This is a genomic window from Trinickia diaoshuihuensis (genome assembly GCF_003390925.1).
In the GTDB taxonomy this organism is placed as follows: domain Bacteria; phylum Pseudomonadota; class Gammaproteobacteria; order Burkholderiales; family Burkholderiaceae; genus Trinickia; species Trinickia diaoshuihuensis.
This window is the reverse complement of the sequence record NZ_QUBS01000082.1, coordinates 164,944-181,256: the sequence shown is the minus strand read 5'-3', so window position 1 is coordinate 181,256 and position 16,313 is coordinate 164,944. Positions and strand designations below refer to the sequence as shown.

Here is a 16,313-nt window from a genome sequence, read left to right as displayed (position 1 = left end):
GCCGAAGGCTGCGCCTTCTGGCGCGTTCGTCGGTCAAGTTCGCAGGAAAAAATTCATAACGTTGTGAGTGCGGACGCTAAGCTTCGGGGATGGCGACCTGGGTCCCGCCGAAAAGTACACGCGCAGACGCCTAGTGTACGGCGTACGGGCGGCGCGATCGAGGTTCCGGCATCCACACGCGCGAGATGGAGCGCCGTGCTTTACTTTTGCTTAAAAAGTGATCTATAAACCAAGTCGTTTTGTTTTCAAATCAAAAATGAAGATCACACTCGACGAGTTGCAAGCGTTCGTGAGCGTTGTCGATAGCGGTTCCATTACTGCCGCCGCGCAGCAGCTCGACCTGACCGTGTCGGCGACGAGCCGCACGTTGGGACGGTTGGAGGAGAAGCTCAAAACCACGCTGCTGCGGCGTACCACGCGGCGGCTCGAGCTGACGGAGGAGGGGCGCGCGTTTCTGAGCGACGCGCGAGCGATTATCGCGTCGGTCGAGGGCGCGGAGGAGCAAATGGCCGCGCGCCGGGAACGTCCATCGGGGCGGCTGCGCGTGGATGCCGCAACGCCGTTCATGCTGCACGTGATCGTGCCGCTCGTGCAGGGCTATCGGGCGCGTTATCCGCAGGTCGAGCTCGAACTGAACAGCAATGAAGACATTATCGATTTGCTGGAGCGGCGCACCGACGTCGCCATCCGGATCGGCCCGCTCAGGGATTCCACGTTGCATCGCAAGGCGGTCGGCCGTAGCCGCATGCGCATCCTGGCGAGTCCCCCCTATCTCGACGCGCATGGGCACCCCAAGCGCGTAAGCGATCTGTCACGGCACGCGTTGCTGGGATTTACTCGGCCCGAGACCCTCAATGTCTGGCCCATAGCCGGCGTGGACAATGAGCCGTATCGGATCGCGCCGGCCATCGTTTCGTCGAGCGGAGAAACCCTACGACAACTGGCCTTGGCGGGGGCGGGTATCGTTTGCCTGTCCGACTTCATGACCGCGGGCGATCGTCGCGACGGGGCGCTGGTGCAACTCTTTGCGCGTCAGACGCAAGAGGTATGGCAGCCCATCAACGCGGTGTACTACCGCAATACCGCGACCTCGGCGCGCGTAGCTTCATTTATCGATTACCTGATCGACGCCGTGCGCGGGACGGAATTCGCCCGCTAGTTCTATCGCGCCAGGCCGCGGGTGTTTGTCCGACGATCCGCTTGAAGACTCGCGTGAAATGGGCCTGATCATTGAAGCCGTATTTGTGGGCAATATCGGCCGTGCAAATGGAGCGCGCGACCAAATCGGACTGGGCGGCGGCGATGCGCGCGTTCAATCTCCATTGATGGGGCGTTTGTCCCACGCCCAGCCTAAACGCCCGAAAAAAATGGGCGGTGGATTGATTGACGGACGCGGCGACTTCCGTCATCGACAGCTCGGCGGCCAAGTCGGACTCAAGGATAGTCAGCGCATCGCACAGCCACGTAATCCGGCGCACGCCGCGAGGAGCGAGGCCCTGAGATCCGGCACTTTCGAGGTTTATCGTCATGGCGCTCCACCGTCGGGTCGGCCGCAAACCGGGCCGCAGTAAAAGTCTGCCTGACGGGGCCGGCAATTTACACCGGTTCAGAATCAAGACATATTTGAAAGAAAATCAAGAATCGTTTCATATTGCCTCTCCTCACGCTTCTATCAGCTTTCTGAGCTTCTCGCCCGCGAGCGGCAACTCGCGTATTCGCTTCCCGGTGGCATCGAACAAGGCGTTGGCGAGGGCGCCGGCGGTCGGGCCCATCGAGGCTTCGGCCGCGCCCAGGAACGGGGCGCCCGGACGATCGATCAAATGCACCTCGATACGCTGCGGAACCGAGGAAAATCGCAGGATCGGATAGGTGCCCCAGTCGAAACTGCGGATACGCTCGGTGTCATAGCGCAGCGCCTCGTAGAGCGTCCAGCTTGCCGACTGCACGATGCCGCCTTCGATCTGATTGCGAATGCCGTCCGGATTGACGATCTGCCCGGCATCGACCGCGGCCACCGCGCGTTCGAGCGTGACATGGCCCGTTTCGGGCTCGACCGAGACCTCGACCGCCATCGCCACATAGGCCATCAAATTCTTGTACTGCGCGAAGGCGAAACCCACGCCGTGATTTCGGGCGCGGGGTGGCCGCGGCCAGCCGAATCGACGCGCGGCCAATTCGATGACGTCACGGGCGCGCGCATTGCGCATATGCCGTAGACGAAACTCGACGGGATCGATGCCGGCCATGTGCGCCAGGTCGTCCATCGTGCTCTCGATCGTCAATACGTTGAAGTGCGCGCCCAGGGACCGCATCGCCGACGTTTGCAAAGGCATCGTCGGCGAGAAGTTGTTCATCACGTCCATGTTGGGCAGCGAGTAGAGCGGAATCCCGTTCCGGTCACCGCCGCCCTCCGGTTGCAGCATCGGCACGGACGGCGCGGAAACGAACGGCTTTTCCAACATGCGTGCCGGCAACAGGCGACCCGCGTTGACGATGCGTTCGTTATGCGAACTGCTCCATAGCGCGTACTTCCAGTCGACGATCTGTCCGCTCGAATCGAGGGAAGCCGTGACTTCGGTGACCATCGCGGGTGTGAAGTGATCCCACGTGTGTTCCTGTTCGCGCATCCACTGGACGCGGATCGGGTGTCCCGGCATCGCGCTGGCGATGAGCGCGGCGTGGGCCGCCACGTCGTCCGCACCGTTATGGCCGTAGCATCCCGAGCCTTCCGTGTGGATGCATCGAACGTTCGCTTTCTCCATCGAGAGCATTTCGGCCAGCGCATCGCGCAGCGGATAAACGCCTTGCGAATGCGTCCAGACCGAGAGCGATGCGCCGTCGAAAATCGCGACGGCGCAAGATGGCCCGATCGAGCCGTGCATCAGATAGCGCTTCGTAAAGCGCGCGCTTAGCGTCTTGACCGCCGGCGCCGCCGGTTCATGGAAATCGGCGATCTTGATCTTCTGCGTCGAGATCTTCTTTAGATCGTCGTGGACGGTGTCCGGATTGGGCAGCGCTCGCCCGGCCGTCCATCGGCTGCTTGCCGAGAGTGCGCGTTGCGCCACGATCGCCTGCCATTCGCCCTCGGCGACGACGGCAAGCATGCTGCCGTTGCGGGCGATCTTGACGACGCCGGGCATCCTCGCGACCGCCGCTTCGTCGCAGGAAATCAATTTGGCGTCGTAGACGGGAGGCATCACGACGCGGGCATGCAGCATGCCCGGAAGCGACATGTCTTGGACGTAACTCACGCCGCCCGTGACTTTGGACGGTATGTCGAGCCGCGGCACGGACGTGCCGATCGTCCGGAACGTCTTCGGGTCTTTGAGCGGGGACTTGGCGCTGGCCATCCGGTGCAGATCGACGAGGCCGACCGCTTGCCCATAGGTCATCTCACGTCCGTCTCTCGTGCGGATGACGGCGTCGGTCACGACGAGCACCGCGCTGTCGACGTTGAAGTGCTTTGCGGCCGCATCGACGAGCAGTGAACGAACCTGGGCAGCCGCATTGAGTAGGGCGCTGCCGCTATCGGCGATCGTATGGCTGCCCGCCGTCAGCCCTTCGTCGGGCGATGCGCCTGTGTCCGCCGTCAGGAATGTGATCAACGGCGGCGCCATGTCCAACTCTTCGGCCGCGATTTGCAGCAGCGCGGTGCGCACGCCCGTCCCGAGTTCGACCTTGCCGGTGAACACGGTGACTTTTCCCTCGGGCGTGATCTTGATCCAAGCATCGAGAAAAGGATTGGTTTTGAGACTCCCCGCGAGCGCTTGGGTAGCTTTGCCGATATGGACGGCCGCGCCTTCATCGGCAATGACTTCTTGCGCGAACGCGGCCTTGCCCGGCGCCATGCTGAACGCGACGAACAAGGCGCCGGAGATCATGAACCGCCGGCGGCCCTCGTCGATGAAATCGTCTTGGTTGCTCATCGTGTGGCCTTCGCTTGCGTGTGAAGTTGTGCCGTGGCGGACGCGCCTTCGGGCTCGGGCAGACCCGCGACTTCTCGAATGGCGGCGAGAATACGCGTATGCGTGCCGCACCGGCAGAGGTTCGGTTCCATATGCGCGCGCACTTCCTGCTCGGTGGGGTGCGGGTTGCGCTCCAGCAGCGACTGGGCACGCATGATCATGCCGGCGATGCAATAGCCGCATTGCGCCGCTTGATGCTTGATGAACGCATGCTGCAGCAGCCCCGGATGCTCGGCCGTGCCGAGGCTTTCGAGCGTTCGTACCGGGCGCGGACCGATCGCGCTAACGGGTATCACGCAAGAGAAGGTGGCCTCCCCGTCCACGATGACCGTACACGCGCCGCATTGGCCCATCCCGCAGCCGAACTTGGCGCCGTGCAGTTTCAGATCGTTGCGCAAGACGTAGAGCAGCGGTGTCGATGGATCGATGTCGAGCCGATGTTGTACGCCATTCACATTGAGGGAAATCATTGCGCGCGGTCCTCCTTTCTGAGTTGTGCGGCCATCGACTCGACGTCGCGCCAGGCCGGCTTGTTCGAATAGGCTCCGCGCAGGTACGCGGCGAGGTCGGCGATTTGACGATCGTCGTAGACGTCGATAAAAGCGGGCATGTAGTTCGTCGCGTCCTCACCGTGCCAGTTGATCCCGTTCAGCATCATCTGCACCGCGTTGCGCGGCGTCGATGCATTGACGGCGGTGCTGAACGCGAGCGTCGGCCGCTCGCCAATCACTTGCATCGGCGATCCCGGGCCGTGGCATTGCGCGCACGATGCGTTGAACAAGACGGCCCCGCGCTGCTCCGCGGCCGTGGTCTCGCGTTGCGATGCCTGCGCAACCGAGGGCGGGGCGGCTTTCTGAAGCGAGAGGATATAGGTGGCGATGGCCTCGACGTCCTGTTCGGGCACGGTTGCGAGATCTCTGGTGACGGGCAGCATCGGCCCCGCGGCGGCGCCGTGCTCCGAGGCTCTTCCCGTTCGCAGATAAGTCACGAGCTGCGCCTTCGTCCAGGGCTTGGCGGCGCTGCCGAGCGCATTGAGCGCGGGTGCTTCCCAGCCGTCGACGATGCCGCCGTCGAACGCCTGGCCGGATTTTTCTCCGCCGATTGCGTTTAGCGGCGAGTGGCACGATGCGCAATGCCCGAGCCCATCGACGATCAACTTGCCCTGGTTCCACTGGACGTCGTGCGTGGAATCCGCGTTGCGCGGCCCGGGACGTAAGAACAGCACATTCCAAAACGCCACGAACTGCCGGAAGTTCAGTGGAAAGATCAACTGGTTGCGCTGTGTTGCGACGTTCACGGGTTCGCGGCTCATCAAGTAGGCATACGCTGCCGAGATCTCGTGGTCGGACATGCGCGTGAAGTGAACGTAAGGAAACGCCGGATACAGGTGGTGTCCGTCGCGCGCGATTCCGTAGCGCACCGCACGCTTGAACGCCGCTTCCGACCAAGTCCCGATCCCGGTCTGCGAGTCGGGCGTGATGTTCGTCGCGTAGATCGTGCCGAACGGTGTGTGCAATGGCAGGCCACCCGCGAAGGGCTTCCCGTCCTTTGCCGTATGGCACACGACGCAATCGCCGAGCGCGACGATACGGGCGCCTTCTTGCTTGAGCGTTACGTCGAAACTATCCGGTGAAGGCGTGGCGATCGGGGCGATCGACGGCTCGTACACGATGGCAGACGCAACCGCGAGCCCCGCGACGATCAGCCCGGCGAGACCGATCCAAAGTCCCCTACGTTTCATGGCGTTGGCGTCCCTGTGTTTTTTGCGGAAAAAAGAAAATGAGCGAAAGCGATCAGCGGGAACGCGGCGGCGACGCCGGAGATCAGCGTCCAGCCGCCGTATTGGTACAGTACGCTCGCGATTGCCGAGCCGATTGCGCCGCCGACGAAGATCGTCGTCATATAGAGCGCGTTCAGACGATTGCGGCTTTCGGCATGCAGCGCATAGATCTCTCGTTGGCCGAGCACCATGCTCATTTGGACGGCGAAATCGAGCACGATGCCCGTCACGACGAGGCCGATCCAACCAGACGATGAGTGCATGAGCGCGGGTGCGAAGGCGAGGGCGCCCGCGATCAGGGCGATGAACGTCGCGCGAATCGAATGGCCCGCATCGGCGAGACGGCCTGCCACCGGCGCGGAGGTGGCGCCGATTGCACCGACGAGCGCAAAGAGCCCAATCTCCGATTGTGAGAATCCGTAGTGCCGCGTCAATTCGACCGGCACCGCTGTCCAAAAGAGGCTGAACGAGGCAAACATCAAGCCTTGGTATAGCGCTCGTTGACGCAGCACAGGCATCGTCCGCACCAGATGCACCAGTGATCCGATGAGCTCGAAGTAGGTCGCGCTGTGATCGGGCTGCCGCTTGGGAATCGTGAGCGCGAGGATCGAAGTCACCAGAGCCATCAAGACTGCCGCGGCGCCGAACACGAAGCGCCACCCGAAATGATCGGCCACGACACTCGAGATCGGACGCGAGAGCAAGATGCCGAGCAGCAAGCCGCCCATGATCGTGCCGACGATGCGCCCGCGCGAGTGATGCGGTGCGAGATGGGCGGCGAGCGGAATGAGAATTTGCACGGCAACCGAACTAAAGCCGATCAGCAGCGAAATGATGAGAAACCATCCGGCCGATTGCACGAACGTGGCGGCGGCGAGACTCGCGATCGACACAAGCGCCGTCGTGATCATGAGCTTGCGGTTTTCGAGCAGGTCGCCGAGCGGAACGATGAAGAACAAACCGAGCGCATAGCCGATCTGCGTGAGCGAGACGATGAGGCTCGTCATGCCGCCGGACATATGCAGCGAGGGCCCAATGAGTTCGGTGATCGGCTGAGCGTAGTAAAGGTTCGCCACGATCGCGCCGCAACTGAATGCGAAGAGCGCGATGAGACCTTGAGTGAGTTGCGCGGCCGGCGCCCCGCCGTGCAGCGACTCCGAGGGGGAAGACATGAGGGGACTCCTTGTTCCGATAAGATCGCATCGATGGTGCTCAGCTTAGGCTGGTGCTCTGCCGTACGACAATGGGAGCGGCGTGCAAACCGGCGTTGCGTTTTGCGCAACGGTGCGACGGCGCAATGAGCATCGAGTCGCAGCAAGATTGCACGGGGCTCGCTAAAAAGTCCTGAACTGCCGCTGAAATTTTCGGAGCGCGGATGACGCTTGGCCGAATTCGGACGCGCAAGCCGCCGGATGAGACGCGCCATTCCAAGACTTAAAGAGGACAGTTAGCGCTATGGATAAACTGCTTGCCCTGAATACGCTGCTCGAAGTCGCCGATGCCGGTGGCTTTGCGAAAGCCGCGCAGCGTCTGGGCGTGGCGACTTCATCGGTAACGCGGCTCATGGACGCGCTGGAGGAAGCCGTCGGTACGGCATTGCTCACCCGCACGCCGCGCCGCGTGAGCTTGACCGATGCCGGTGCTGCGTACGTCGAACGGATTTCGAAGGTGCTCGACGAGCTCGCCGATGCCGACGAAAGTATCCTCGATAGCGGCGCCGATCCGGCGGGGTCGTTGCGCGTGACGGTCCCATCGAGTTACAACCGAATCGTGCTCGCGCCGCATTTCGTTGCTTTCCTCAACGAGTATCCGCGTGTAGCGCTCGACGTCGTCGTGGCGGACCGCTTTCTCGATCTCGCGCTGGAGCGGATCGACGTCGCCGTGCGGATCGGGCTGCCCTCGGAAAATCCGAATCTCGTTGCGAAGCCGCTCGCGGAGAACCCCCGTTTCGTCGTTGCCAGCCCGGAGTACGTTGAGCGAGCCGGCATGCCGCTCATGCCCGCGGATCTGGAGGAGCGCGAATGTCTGCGGATCACCTATGGCGGGAGTTATCGAGCCCGCCAGGTCTGGACCTTCTCGCGCGGCGACGACGTAGAGAAGGTCAACGTGCGGGGACGGTTGATCTCGAACAACTTGGACATGTTGCTCGAAGGCGTGCTCGCCGGTCACGGCATCGCGCTTTTGCCGGACTGGCTCGTGAACGAGCATCTCGCGGCGGGCCGCCTGATACGGTGCTTTGGCGACCGCAGCGTGACGCCGTTAGGTGGGCAAGCCGTTGTGTATGCCGCGTACCTTCCGAATCGTCGCCAGTCGACGAAAGTTCGCGCCTTGCTGCAGTTCTTGGAAGCGCGGATCGGATGCAATCGGGGCGATGCAATGCAGTAGGCGCATCGCCGCGATTGCGCCGGATCTTTGCCATCGAGATTACGCGGCAATCGGAGGGTAATCGATGTATCCCGTTTCGCCGCCGCCGAAGAACGTGCTGGCGTCGGGCTCGTTGAGCGGACGCTCTTCGCGCAATCGCCTTGGGAGATCCGGATTGGCGATAAAGGCTCGGCCGAACGCGATGATGTCGGCGCGGCCGCCTTCGAGGGCCTGCTTCGCCGAGTCGGGCGTATAGCCGCCGGCGAGCATCAATACGCCTTCGAACCGCTCGCGCATGAGCTTGATGATGGTGTCCCAGCGCGGATCGTACTGCTCGTCCTTGACCGTGCCGACGATGGCCGGCTCGACGAGGTGCAGGTAGGCCAGGGCGCGTTCGTTTAGGCGCTCCGCGATATAACCGAAGGTCTGTTCGGGCGTGTCGTCGCCCATGCCCATGAAACGACCCATCGGCGTGAGCCGCACGCCCACGTTGTGCGCGCCGACTTCGGCACTGACCGCATCGACGATTTCGAGCAGCAGGCGCGCGCGGTTTTCGATGCTCCCGCCGTATTCGTCGCTGCGGCGATTGCTGCTGCTGTTGATGAATTGGTCGAGCAGATAGCCGTTGCCCGCGTGGATCTCCACGCCGTCCATGCCCGCGGTCATGGCATTGCGCGCGGCGGCGCGGAAATCGCCGACGATCTCGGCAATCCCTTCGCGCGTCAGGGCCTGCGGGACGGGGACATCGGCCCATACGCCCTTGCCGGCCTCGTCGACGACGAACGTTTTGCCTGGGACGGGCATCGCGCTCGGGGCGACGGGCAAGCCGCCGCCCGGTTGGAACACCGGATGAGACACGCGACCGACGTGCCACAGTTGTAGGAAGATCGTGCCTCCTTCGGTATGGACCGCCTCGCTAACGGAACGCCAGCCTTCTACTTGTTCGGGCGTGTGGATGCCCGGGGTCCATGCATAGCCTTGGCCTTGTTGCGAGACTTGCGTGGCTTCGGTGACGATCAACGCGGCGCTCGCGCGCTGGCGGTAGTACTCGACGTTGATCGAAGTGGGGATGTTGCCGGGTTGGCCCGCGCGCGAGCGAGTGAGCGGTGCCATCGCAATGCGGTGCCGTAGCGTGTGGCGGCCTAGTTGCAGCGGTTTGAACAGCGTGTCGGACATTTCGTTCTCCGTCGGTTCGGTTTTAGTGGTCCAAAAGTAACGGCAATTCGAACGAAGGAGAATCCGATCACGGCGCTATTCAGTTTTGCGTTGGGCGCAACCGTTGGGGAGGGGGCGAAAGGGCTGTGTCGTGAGGTATCCGACTAGCGCCTGTCTGTCGGCGGCCACGTGACTCCATCGTGTACAGTACCGGCTTCGCGCGGGATTCGTTCATGATCATGCGCAATACGGTAGTGACCTACAACCGCCTTGCGAAACCGGATGATCGGATATCCCTATGAACGATACAACTTGGGAGCGCCTGGAGGCGTTCGCACGGGAAGAACTCGGGCAACCTCTATTTGGCGGCCGACTGAAGTTGCAGCCTACGTCGCGCCTCGAGGAAGACCTCGGCCTTACGGGGCTCGACGCCGTCGAATTCATCGATAAATGGGCGGAGACGTTTAACGTGCAGGCGGACGGCTTTCCGTATAGGCGCTACTTCGGACCGGAAGGCCAGCAGCTACTGTCGTCGTTCATGGGGCTGTTTGCGAAGCGCTTTCGCCGGACGGCGCTCGTCCCTTTAACGTTGGGGATGCTCGCCGAAGCCATGCGTCGTGGGAAGTGGGATACCGCGGAAATTGAGGCGACGGCACAGAGCGGCGCAGGACAATAGCGCGGGTGATACTTCCTTGCTAGGACGTATTGGATTAAACCAATGAGCAACGGATTAAAAGGAACGATCGCGTGGGGGGCAGTTCTCGAATGTTCCGCAAAACCCTGTCCTGCAACGCGAGAGGTGCCATAGGTTCCAAGACCAGTGGCTGATCATCAGCTTGATCTACCCGCCTAAGCGCAAGCCGTCTGACGAGCGGCAGGGCTCGCTTTTCTAGCTTTGGACGCTGAGATGTGCTCGACATCCGCACCGCAATGCTCTCGCACTGCGCTGGCGACCATCGAGCGGTGGCAAAGGTTGAAATCAGCTTCGTAGCAGAGCAGCGCGCAGTTCGACGAATTCACCAGATCGGACAGGTTCGCAATAGCCGTCTTTTGTGTCTTAAGGTACTTAAGGAAGCTTTCGGTGTATCGCTTCCAGTCGCCATCTTCGCGGTAACGGTCGCGCACGGGCTTCGGGCAACCGAGGTCGACTATGTGAACATATTCGAGGCCCGACACGTTTAGCGTGCTCGCCAGCGCTTTCTTTGAGAAATCAGGTTTGCGCGACAGCGGCAGTTCCCGGACGTCCACTACGGTCTCTATGCCATGCTCCGCGAGCAGTGCCAGAAAAGTGCCGATGTCCAGCCCTTCATAGCCAATGGTGAAAACAGTCATGGATGTACTCCGGCGCGGGGTGGTCGGGTGACGATACCAGTCAGCCCGGCGAAGAACCGGACTTGCTTCCGGTAAGTTGCAAGGGATTCGCCGTTCATTCGGGACGCTATCGGAACGGCTGGATGGCCCTGTCGGGGTAGTGGCGCAGTTTCAGATGTACATGCCGTCTGCGATCACAGGGAGCACTATCGCCGCCAGTCTTTGGAATCTGCAGCGCATCAGGGAACGTTGGCTCGACCTTAAACTGCGCGCGATACCGGCTTAGCGAGATGGACAGCATATTTGCATTGATCTAATTGTCCCGCGCTAGCTTCGCGACCGCTGCACCAAGTTTACATGCAGCGGCGGAAAGCCATTGTCGAAACTCGCCATCAGAATTCGGGCGTGTCTTGCGGCTCCCCGGCCTTGCTTCTGGCTCTGTCACAGTGGTGTCGATTAAGTCAAAAACGATGAGCACGACTTCGATGTGGGTTTTCGCCGTCGTCTGCGGCGGTCGTCGCGAGACGCCAACATTTTGTACGCAACATTTGCCATCAGATGTTCACTGAAAAGTAGTGCAAGATCGGGTAACGTAATGTTGACGCAAGAATTGCCTAGAACGATTCATGCGAAGTTGGCCCCGAATTTTCAGACGGATGGACAGAGACGCAATGCCACCACCGAACATGTTAAGTTGTATGCATTCTTAAAAATGGGGGCGCCGTTGATCAACGGATGCGGGAGCGCAACCGAGCTTGGTTCCTAAGTGGCTTCGGAGTTCGACTCATGCGGGCGCTGATTATTTTCATAGGCTGTGCAATAGCGGTTGTGCGACAAAATTCGAGCTATGCCGATATCGGTGTCAGTGAGCCGAAGTGGTTTTCCCCACCCATGGTTTACGAGCTTCCGCATCAGCTGTCGGTGCCACATGTGGAAGACGTCCGTGACATTGCAAAGATTGGGAATTTCACGAGTGACGGAGCGACGATTGAAATTGTCCTCATTGGAAACGGGGGACGGCTGTACGGCGGGACAGGTGAGGCGCGCAAGATAGGAGGCGGCCTCTACATTCTTTCCGCCGATTCAGTTGACCACTGCTCTTTGCGCATCCACGTTAGTCGATCGCGTATTGGTATCGAAGGGCTTCGTTCCAGGCATGATTCTGGCAGGTTTTGTCCGGTCAAAATTCTCTGGTTACCAGCGAAGCTACATGCGGAGCAGGTACTGCGCTAAATAGCTCACTTGAGAGATGCTTCGTGGTGACAAGCATCAGTAGCCTTTGGGGGGATGTTTATTTTGGATGTTGGGTAACTATAGCTCGATGGCTTTTACGCGCCAACAGGTACGAGTCTAATTTCTGCACTGAATACCTATATGCGCGGCGCGTGACGAACAGTGCGACGTTGCTTGATGTCGCTCAGAGATCCTATGTTGCGGCTCGAGCGACCATAACATGAGAGTAAAATCTTGGCGATGTTTGACGGAATACGCAGAAAAGCGAGTTTATGTTTCGCGGTGGTTTTTATTTTTCTTCTTACCTCGCCGCTAGTCGCGTCTGCCGATGTTTGTCCAGAGCGTGGCGAGATGATAAAGACCATACTGTATAAAAAAATCGTTAAATGTCCTGCGGGGGCGTTGGTGATAGTTGGGAAGAAAAATCCCGCAAAGTATCAAAGTTGTTTGGGTGATGTCCCCGTTTCGGAGGAGATCGTTTCAATTAGGCGGAGAGGCGGGAGGCTTAGAGTGCTACCTTCTGTGAACGATCTTGATGCCAATGGTTACGATCTGGATCAAAATAAAGTATGGATGACAGCGAAGGTCGTATGTGGAGGCCGGAATGGGATTGTCGTCACATATTGGGGTGGTGGAAATTGTGATAAATGCGAAAGGGAAATCAGGTATCTGTTCAATGATTATGGCGATCTGCAAAGTGCTGAGGTGAAGTAGCGCTTATTGCGGGCCATTGTTTGATGCTAATATTAGAGCATCATATTTAAAAGACATTCGATCGAATTTTCAATTAAATCTACGATGAGTGTTGAGAGGGTACCAGGGGCAGGCACCAGTTGATCCCGTCCGGACAACCCGAGGTGCCCCGGAATCTGGGCGATGTTGCTGTCCAGCGGCCAGCCCAAACTGCTCGTGTTCCGCTGCATCGTGCTGCCGAAGGGTCGGCCATTCTACCCTGAGGCTGACAGGTGCAAGCCGCAAGCGGGCCGACGGTGCGATGCCATCGACGCCCACATCGGGCGCGGGAATGGACGCGAGCCCCGTCGCTGCATCGATCCATGTGCCGGCTCAGCTATCGTTGCAAGCCCGAATGCCCGTCACGTTATATTCGGGCATTGCAGCAGATCAGAGCGTGGTAGATTGCCGATATTCCAATAAATTGATTATTCCGAGTATGGCCACGATCGTCCCGTCGCTTTCGTCGTGCGTGGGCAAAATGCAGGCTGGGGAACGCCGCTTTGCCGAACGACTTGAACAAAAACTGGAGAGTGATTACCTGATCTGGTATGACGTGCGTGTTGCGTCGATGCAGTCCTATCCAGATTTTGTGATTTTGCATCCTCAGCGAGGATTGCTTGTCCTCGAGGTAAAAGACTGGAAACCGTCTACCATCGTCAAGGCCGATCCCAGTGAGTGGCAGATCCTTGGGGAGCACGGGCCGAAGGCAGTCGCCAATCCACTAGAACAGGCTAGGGGTTACACGCTGGAGATTATCGATGAACTTCAGCGGGATCCGCAGCTCGTGCATCCGGTGGGACATTCCCATCAAGGGAAACTGGGTTTCCCTTGGACGTATGGTGTAGTGCTACCTAACATCACTCGCAAACAATTCATGGACGGTGGGCTCGATCGTGCGATCGATCCGAGCCGCGTGATCTGCTCCGATGAAATGACCGAAGCGGTTGACGCTGAGCAATTTCAGCAGCGACTGTGGCAGATGTTCAAGTATCAGTTCCGCGAGAAGCTGACGGTGCCGCAAATCGATCGCATTCGGTGGATTTTATTCCCCGAGGTTCGAATAACGCCCCGGCAGCAGTCGCTGTTCGAGCACGAACCAGACCTTCCGGACATCATGGCGGTGATGGATCTTCAGCAGGAACAACTTGCGCGCAGCCTGGGGGACGGCCACCGTGTGATTCACGGTGTCGCGGGCTCGGGCAAGACGATGATCCTTGGATACCGAGCCGAGTATTTGGCCAGCCGCTCCGAAAAGCCGATCCTGATCCTCTGTTTCAGCGAACCGCTATCCAAGCGGCTGAGGAGCTGGATGGATGCGAAGGAACTGAACGGGAAGGTTGACGTCCGTAGTTTTCATGGCTGGTGTCGTAACCAGTTGATCACGTATCACCAGCCCTTGCCTACGGAACAGGGCGCCGATTTCTTTCCAGCATTGGTTCAGCGTGTCATCGAATGCGTCGACCGCGGCCACATTCCGGCGGCGCAGTATGGCGCGATTCTGATCGACGAGGGGCACGACTTCGAGCCGGCCTGGTTCAAACTGGTGGTGCAGATGGTGTCGCCGGACAGCAACCATCTACTGGTGCTGTATGACGATGCGCAATCGATCTTCAAACGATCGAGCCATCGCGGATTCAGTTTCAAAAGCGTTGGCGTTCAGGCCCAGGGGCGGACGACGATCCTGAAGATCAATTACCGTAATACTCGGCAGATCCTCGAACTGGCCGCACTGATTGCGAAAGACATTCTCGACCCGAAGGCAACCGACGATGACGGCGTGCCGTTGATCCGTCCGGTCAGTTGCGGGCGGGAAGGGCCTCAGCCGCTATTGATCAAGCTTCCATCGCTGCGGGACGAAGCGACTGAAATCGCTCGGCGCCTAGCCCAGGCGCATCAACAGGGGGTCGCGTGGCAAGACATGGCGATTGTGCATCGAACCAGGTGGGTCGGCCAAGTTTGCGTTGACGCGCTGGAAAAAGCGAAGATCCCCTACCAGTGGCAGCAGCAAAACAAGAAGGCCTACTCGCCGACGTCCGACTTGGTAACGGTCCTCACCATGCATGCCAGCAAAGGCTTGGAATACCCGTTTGTCGCGATTCCAGGTGTAGGCCTGCTATCGGCGGCTGAGGGCGACTTAGAGCAGGAAGCCCGCTTGTTCTATATCGCTGCCACGCGCTCGACCGACCAGCTTTTGGTGACGGGTAGTGGCGATTCCTTGTTCATGCAACGGCTATTTCCCGGTTGAAGCCCGACGCCGTTTGCTCCGCACGATTACACAGGAATTGCACAAAAACAAAGGGCTTACGACGCTCGCGCGTGTAAGCCCTTGAATTTCTTGGTAGGCCGTACTGGATTCGAACCAGTGACCAACGGATTAAAAGTCCGCTGCTCTACCAGCTGAGCTAACGACCCGAAGAGGCGAGATTATAGCGACCCTTGGAAAGCTCGTCAACGCCGAGCTTCAAAGTCCGCGCAACCCCATCTCTACTTGATCTGCGCCAGCTTCTGCTGCGCGGTCTGCGCCACGTCCGACCCGGCGTACTGCGAAACGATCGTCTGCAACGTCTTACGCGCCGCGGCCTTCTGGCCTTGCTCGAGTTCGTTGTTCGCGATCGCCAGCAGCGCCTCGGGCGCGCGCGGATGCTGCGGGTAGTTCTTGACGATGTTTTGCCAAATCGCCGTCGAGCCCTTGTAGTCCTTCAGCGCATAGAGCGCGTTGCCGAGCCAGTACTGCGCCGTCGGCTGGTAGGGGCTTTGCGGATACTTGGCGACGAAGCTGCGGAAGGCCGCCGCCGCGCCTTTGAAGTCGCCGCTGCGAAACTGCTGCGATGCCGCGTTGAACGCATCCGTTTCACCGGGCTGCACCGTGCCTTGAACTCCATCGACCGTCTCGCTCTGCGGCTCGAGCTTCTTGAGCCGTCCGTCGAGATCGGTGTAGTAGTCCTTTTGCTGCTTCTGCAGGGTGGTGACCTGGTTCGCCAGATCCTCGTTTTGCCCGCGCAGCGTCGCGATCTGCTGGTTGAGCTGATCGAGGCGCCCCTGTTGATCGATCAAGGAGCGCTGAGCCGCCGACAACTGACTCGTGAGGTTGTCCGTCTTCGCTCGCAAGTCGAGGATGGCCTGACGGGCCTGGTCGTCGTCGAACAGACCCGCGTGAGCCGGCCCAGCGACGAGCGCCGAGGCCGCCACGCATACGGCTGCGGTACCGCGCAGCCAGGAGAAACGGTGCGTCATACGCGTTGTCACCCGTTACGAATTACTGATAGATGATGTCCGCGCGGCGGTTTTGCGCCCACGAAGCTTCATCGTGACCTTGCGCCATCGGCTTTTCCTTGCCGAGGCTCACGGCTTCCATTTGCGATGCCGGCACGCCGTCCGCTTCCAACGCTTGCAGAACCGCTTGCGCACGCTTCTGACCCAGCGCCAGGTTGTACTCGGACGTGCCGCGTTCGTCGGTGTTGCCTTGGATCAGGATGTGACGTTGCGGATGGCTTTGCAGGTATTGCGCGTGCGCCTTCAGCAGCGAATCGTAATCCGACTTGACCGTGTATTGGTCGAAGTCGAAGTACACGCTGCGCTTGGCCAACGGGCTGTTCGGATTGCTCAGCTCGTCAACCGTGACCGGCGCGACGGTGTTCTCGCTCGGCTGCGTGCTGACCGCGCCTTGCGTCGGGTTTTCATTCAGCTTCGTGCCCGAATGGCAAGCTGCCAATGCGCTCACGAGCGCCACGGCAAACGCGATACGAAGTTTCGACATCATTTCTTACTCT

Annotated in this window: 15 protein-coding genes, 1 tRNA gene and 1 pseudogene; 7 read left to right on the top strand and 10 right to left on the bottom strand. The window is 60.0% G+C overall.

Annotation, left to right across the window (positions count from 1 at the left end; translation table 11 throughout):
- The first annotated feature begins 256 nt into the window (after positions 1–256).
- Entirely contained in the window at positions 257–1,159 is a 903-nt protein-coding gene (locus DXT59_RS21185) for a LysR substrate-binding domain-containing protein (protein WP_116138819.1), read from the top strand.
- On the opposite strand, the gene DXT59_RS31615 is transcribed toward DXT59_RS21185, so the two are convergent.
- The 5 genes from DXT59_RS31615 to DXT59_RS21160 form a co-directional block, all read right to left on the bottom strand.
- On the bottom strand, positions 1,110–1,409 hold the full coding sequence (locus DXT59_RS31615) for a helix-turn-helix transcriptional regulator (RefSeq protein ID WP_420823409.1): 300 nt from the start codon (positions 1,407–1,409) through the stop codon (positions 1,110–1,112). The genes DXT59_RS21185 and DXT59_RS31615 overlap by 50 nt on opposite strands.
- 252 nt (positions 1,410–1,661) lie before the next feature.
- Positions 1,662–3,926, bottom strand: a complete 2,265-nt coding sequence (locus DXT59_RS21175; protein WP_116138817.1) for a xanthine dehydrogenase family protein molybdopterin-binding subunit — start codon at positions 3,924–3,926, stop codon at positions 1,662–1,664.
- Positions 3,923–4,435: a (2Fe-2S)-binding protein gene (locus DXT59_RS21170; protein ID WP_116138816.1), complete on the bottom strand. Its 513-nt coding sequence runs from the start codon at positions 4,433–4,435 to the stop codon at positions 3,923–3,925. Before DXT59_RS21170 ends, DXT59_RS21175 begins: the two co-directional genes overlap by 4 nt.
- Positions 4,432–5,706, bottom strand: coding sequence for a c-type cytochrome (locus DXT59_RS21165; protein WP_116138815.1), 1,275 nt, complete (start codon positions 5,704–5,706; stop codon positions 4,432–4,434). The genes DXT59_RS21170 and DXT59_RS21165 overlap by 4 nt, the downstream gene beginning before the upstream one ends.
- On the bottom strand, positions 5,703–6,917 hold the full coding sequence (locus tag DXT59_RS21160; RefSeq protein WP_116138814.1) for an MFS transporter: 1,215 nt from the start codon (positions 6,915–6,917) through the stop codon (positions 5,703–5,705). Before DXT59_RS21160 ends, DXT59_RS21165 begins: the two co-directional genes overlap by 4 nt.
- Positions 6,918–7,200: 283 nt before the next feature.
- Between DXT59_RS21160 and DXT59_RS21155 the strand changes: the two genes are divergently transcribed.
- Positions 7,201–8,130 carry a LysR family transcriptional regulator gene (locus DXT59_RS21155; RefSeq protein WP_116138813.1) on the top strand — a complete coding sequence of 310 codons (930 nt, stop codon included), beginning with the start codon at positions 7,201–7,203 and terminating at the stop codon, positions 8,128–8,130.
- Positions 8,131–8,169: 39 nt separating this feature from the next.
- On the opposite strand, the gene DXT59_RS21150 is transcribed toward DXT59_RS21155, so the two are convergent.
- Positions 8,170–9,285, bottom strand: a complete 1,116-nt coding sequence (locus tag DXT59_RS21150) for an alkene reductase (protein ID WP_116138812.1) — start codon at positions 9,283–9,285, stop codon at positions 8,170–8,172.
- A 197-nt stretch (positions 9,286–9,482) separates the two neighbouring features.
- Here DXT59_RS21150 and DXT59_RS31610 point away from each other — a divergent pair.
- Both DXT59_RS31610 and DXT59_RS21145 read left to right on the top strand, forming a co-directional pair.
- A pseudogene (locus tag DXT59_RS31610) lies at positions 9,483–9,566 on the top strand (STM2901 family protein); the annotation flags it as partial.
- Positions 9,563–9,940: a DUF1493 family protein gene (locus DXT59_RS21145; RefSeq protein WP_116138811.1), complete on the top strand. Its 378-nt coding sequence runs from the start codon at positions 9,563–9,565 to the stop codon at positions 9,938–9,940. The pseudogene DXT59_RS31610 and the gene DXT59_RS21145, both read left to right, overlap by 4 nt.
- A 173-nt stretch (positions 9,941–10,113) precedes the next feature.
- Here DXT59_RS21145 and DXT59_RS21140 read toward each other — a convergent pair whose 3' ends face one another.
- Positions 10,114–10,596 (bottom strand): DUF488 domain-containing protein, encoded by a 483-nt coding sequence (locus tag DXT59_RS21140; protein WP_116138810.1) that lies wholly within the window; start codon positions 10,594–10,596, stop codon positions 10,114–10,116.
- A gap of 765 nt (positions 10,597–11,361) precedes the next feature.
- Here DXT59_RS21140 and DXT59_RS21135 point away from each other — a divergent pair.
- The 3 genes from DXT59_RS21135 to DXT59_RS21130 all read left to right on the top strand — a co-directional run bounded on the left by DXT59_RS21135 (position 11,362) and on the right by DXT59_RS21130 (position 14,788).
- Positions 11,362–11,808, top strand: a complete 447-nt coding sequence (locus DXT59_RS21135) for a hypothetical protein (protein WP_116138809.1) — start codon at positions 11,362–11,364, stop codon at positions 11,806–11,808.
- Between the two features lie 234 nt (positions 11,809–12,042).
- On the top strand, positions 12,043–12,522 hold the full coding sequence (locus tag DXT59_RS30745; protein ID WP_162878180.1) for a hypothetical protein: 480 nt from the start codon (positions 12,043–12,045) through the stop codon (positions 12,520–12,522).
- A 457-nt stretch (positions 12,523–12,979) separates the two neighbouring features.
- On the top strand, positions 12,980–14,788 hold the full coding sequence (locus DXT59_RS21130) for a DEAD/DEAH box helicase (RefSeq protein ID WP_205417461.1): 1,809 nt from the start codon (positions 12,980–12,982) through the stop codon (positions 14,786–14,788).
- Positions 14,789–14,879: 91 nt separating this feature from the next.
- On the opposite strand, the gene DXT59_RS21125 is transcribed toward DXT59_RS21130, so the two are convergent.
- The 3 genes from DXT59_RS21125 to pal all read right to left on the bottom strand — a co-directional run bounded on the left by DXT59_RS21125 (position 14,880) and on the right by pal (position 16,303).
- A tRNA-Lys gene (locus tag DXT59_RS21125) sits at positions 14,880–14,955 on the bottom strand.
- Between the two features lie 72 nt (positions 14,956–15,027).
- Entirely contained in the window at positions 15,028–15,777 is a 750-nt protein-coding gene (gene ybgF / locus DXT59_RS21120; protein WP_116138808.1) for a tol-pal system protein YbgF, read from the bottom strand.
- A gap of 22 nt (positions 15,778–15,799) precedes the next feature.
- Positions 15,800–16,303 (bottom strand): peptidoglycan-associated lipoprotein Pal, encoded by a 504-nt coding sequence (pal, locus tag DXT59_RS21115; protein WP_116138807.1) that lies wholly within the window; start codon positions 16,301–16,303, stop codon positions 15,800–15,802.
- Between the last annotated feature and the right edge of the window lie 10 nt (positions 16,304–16,313).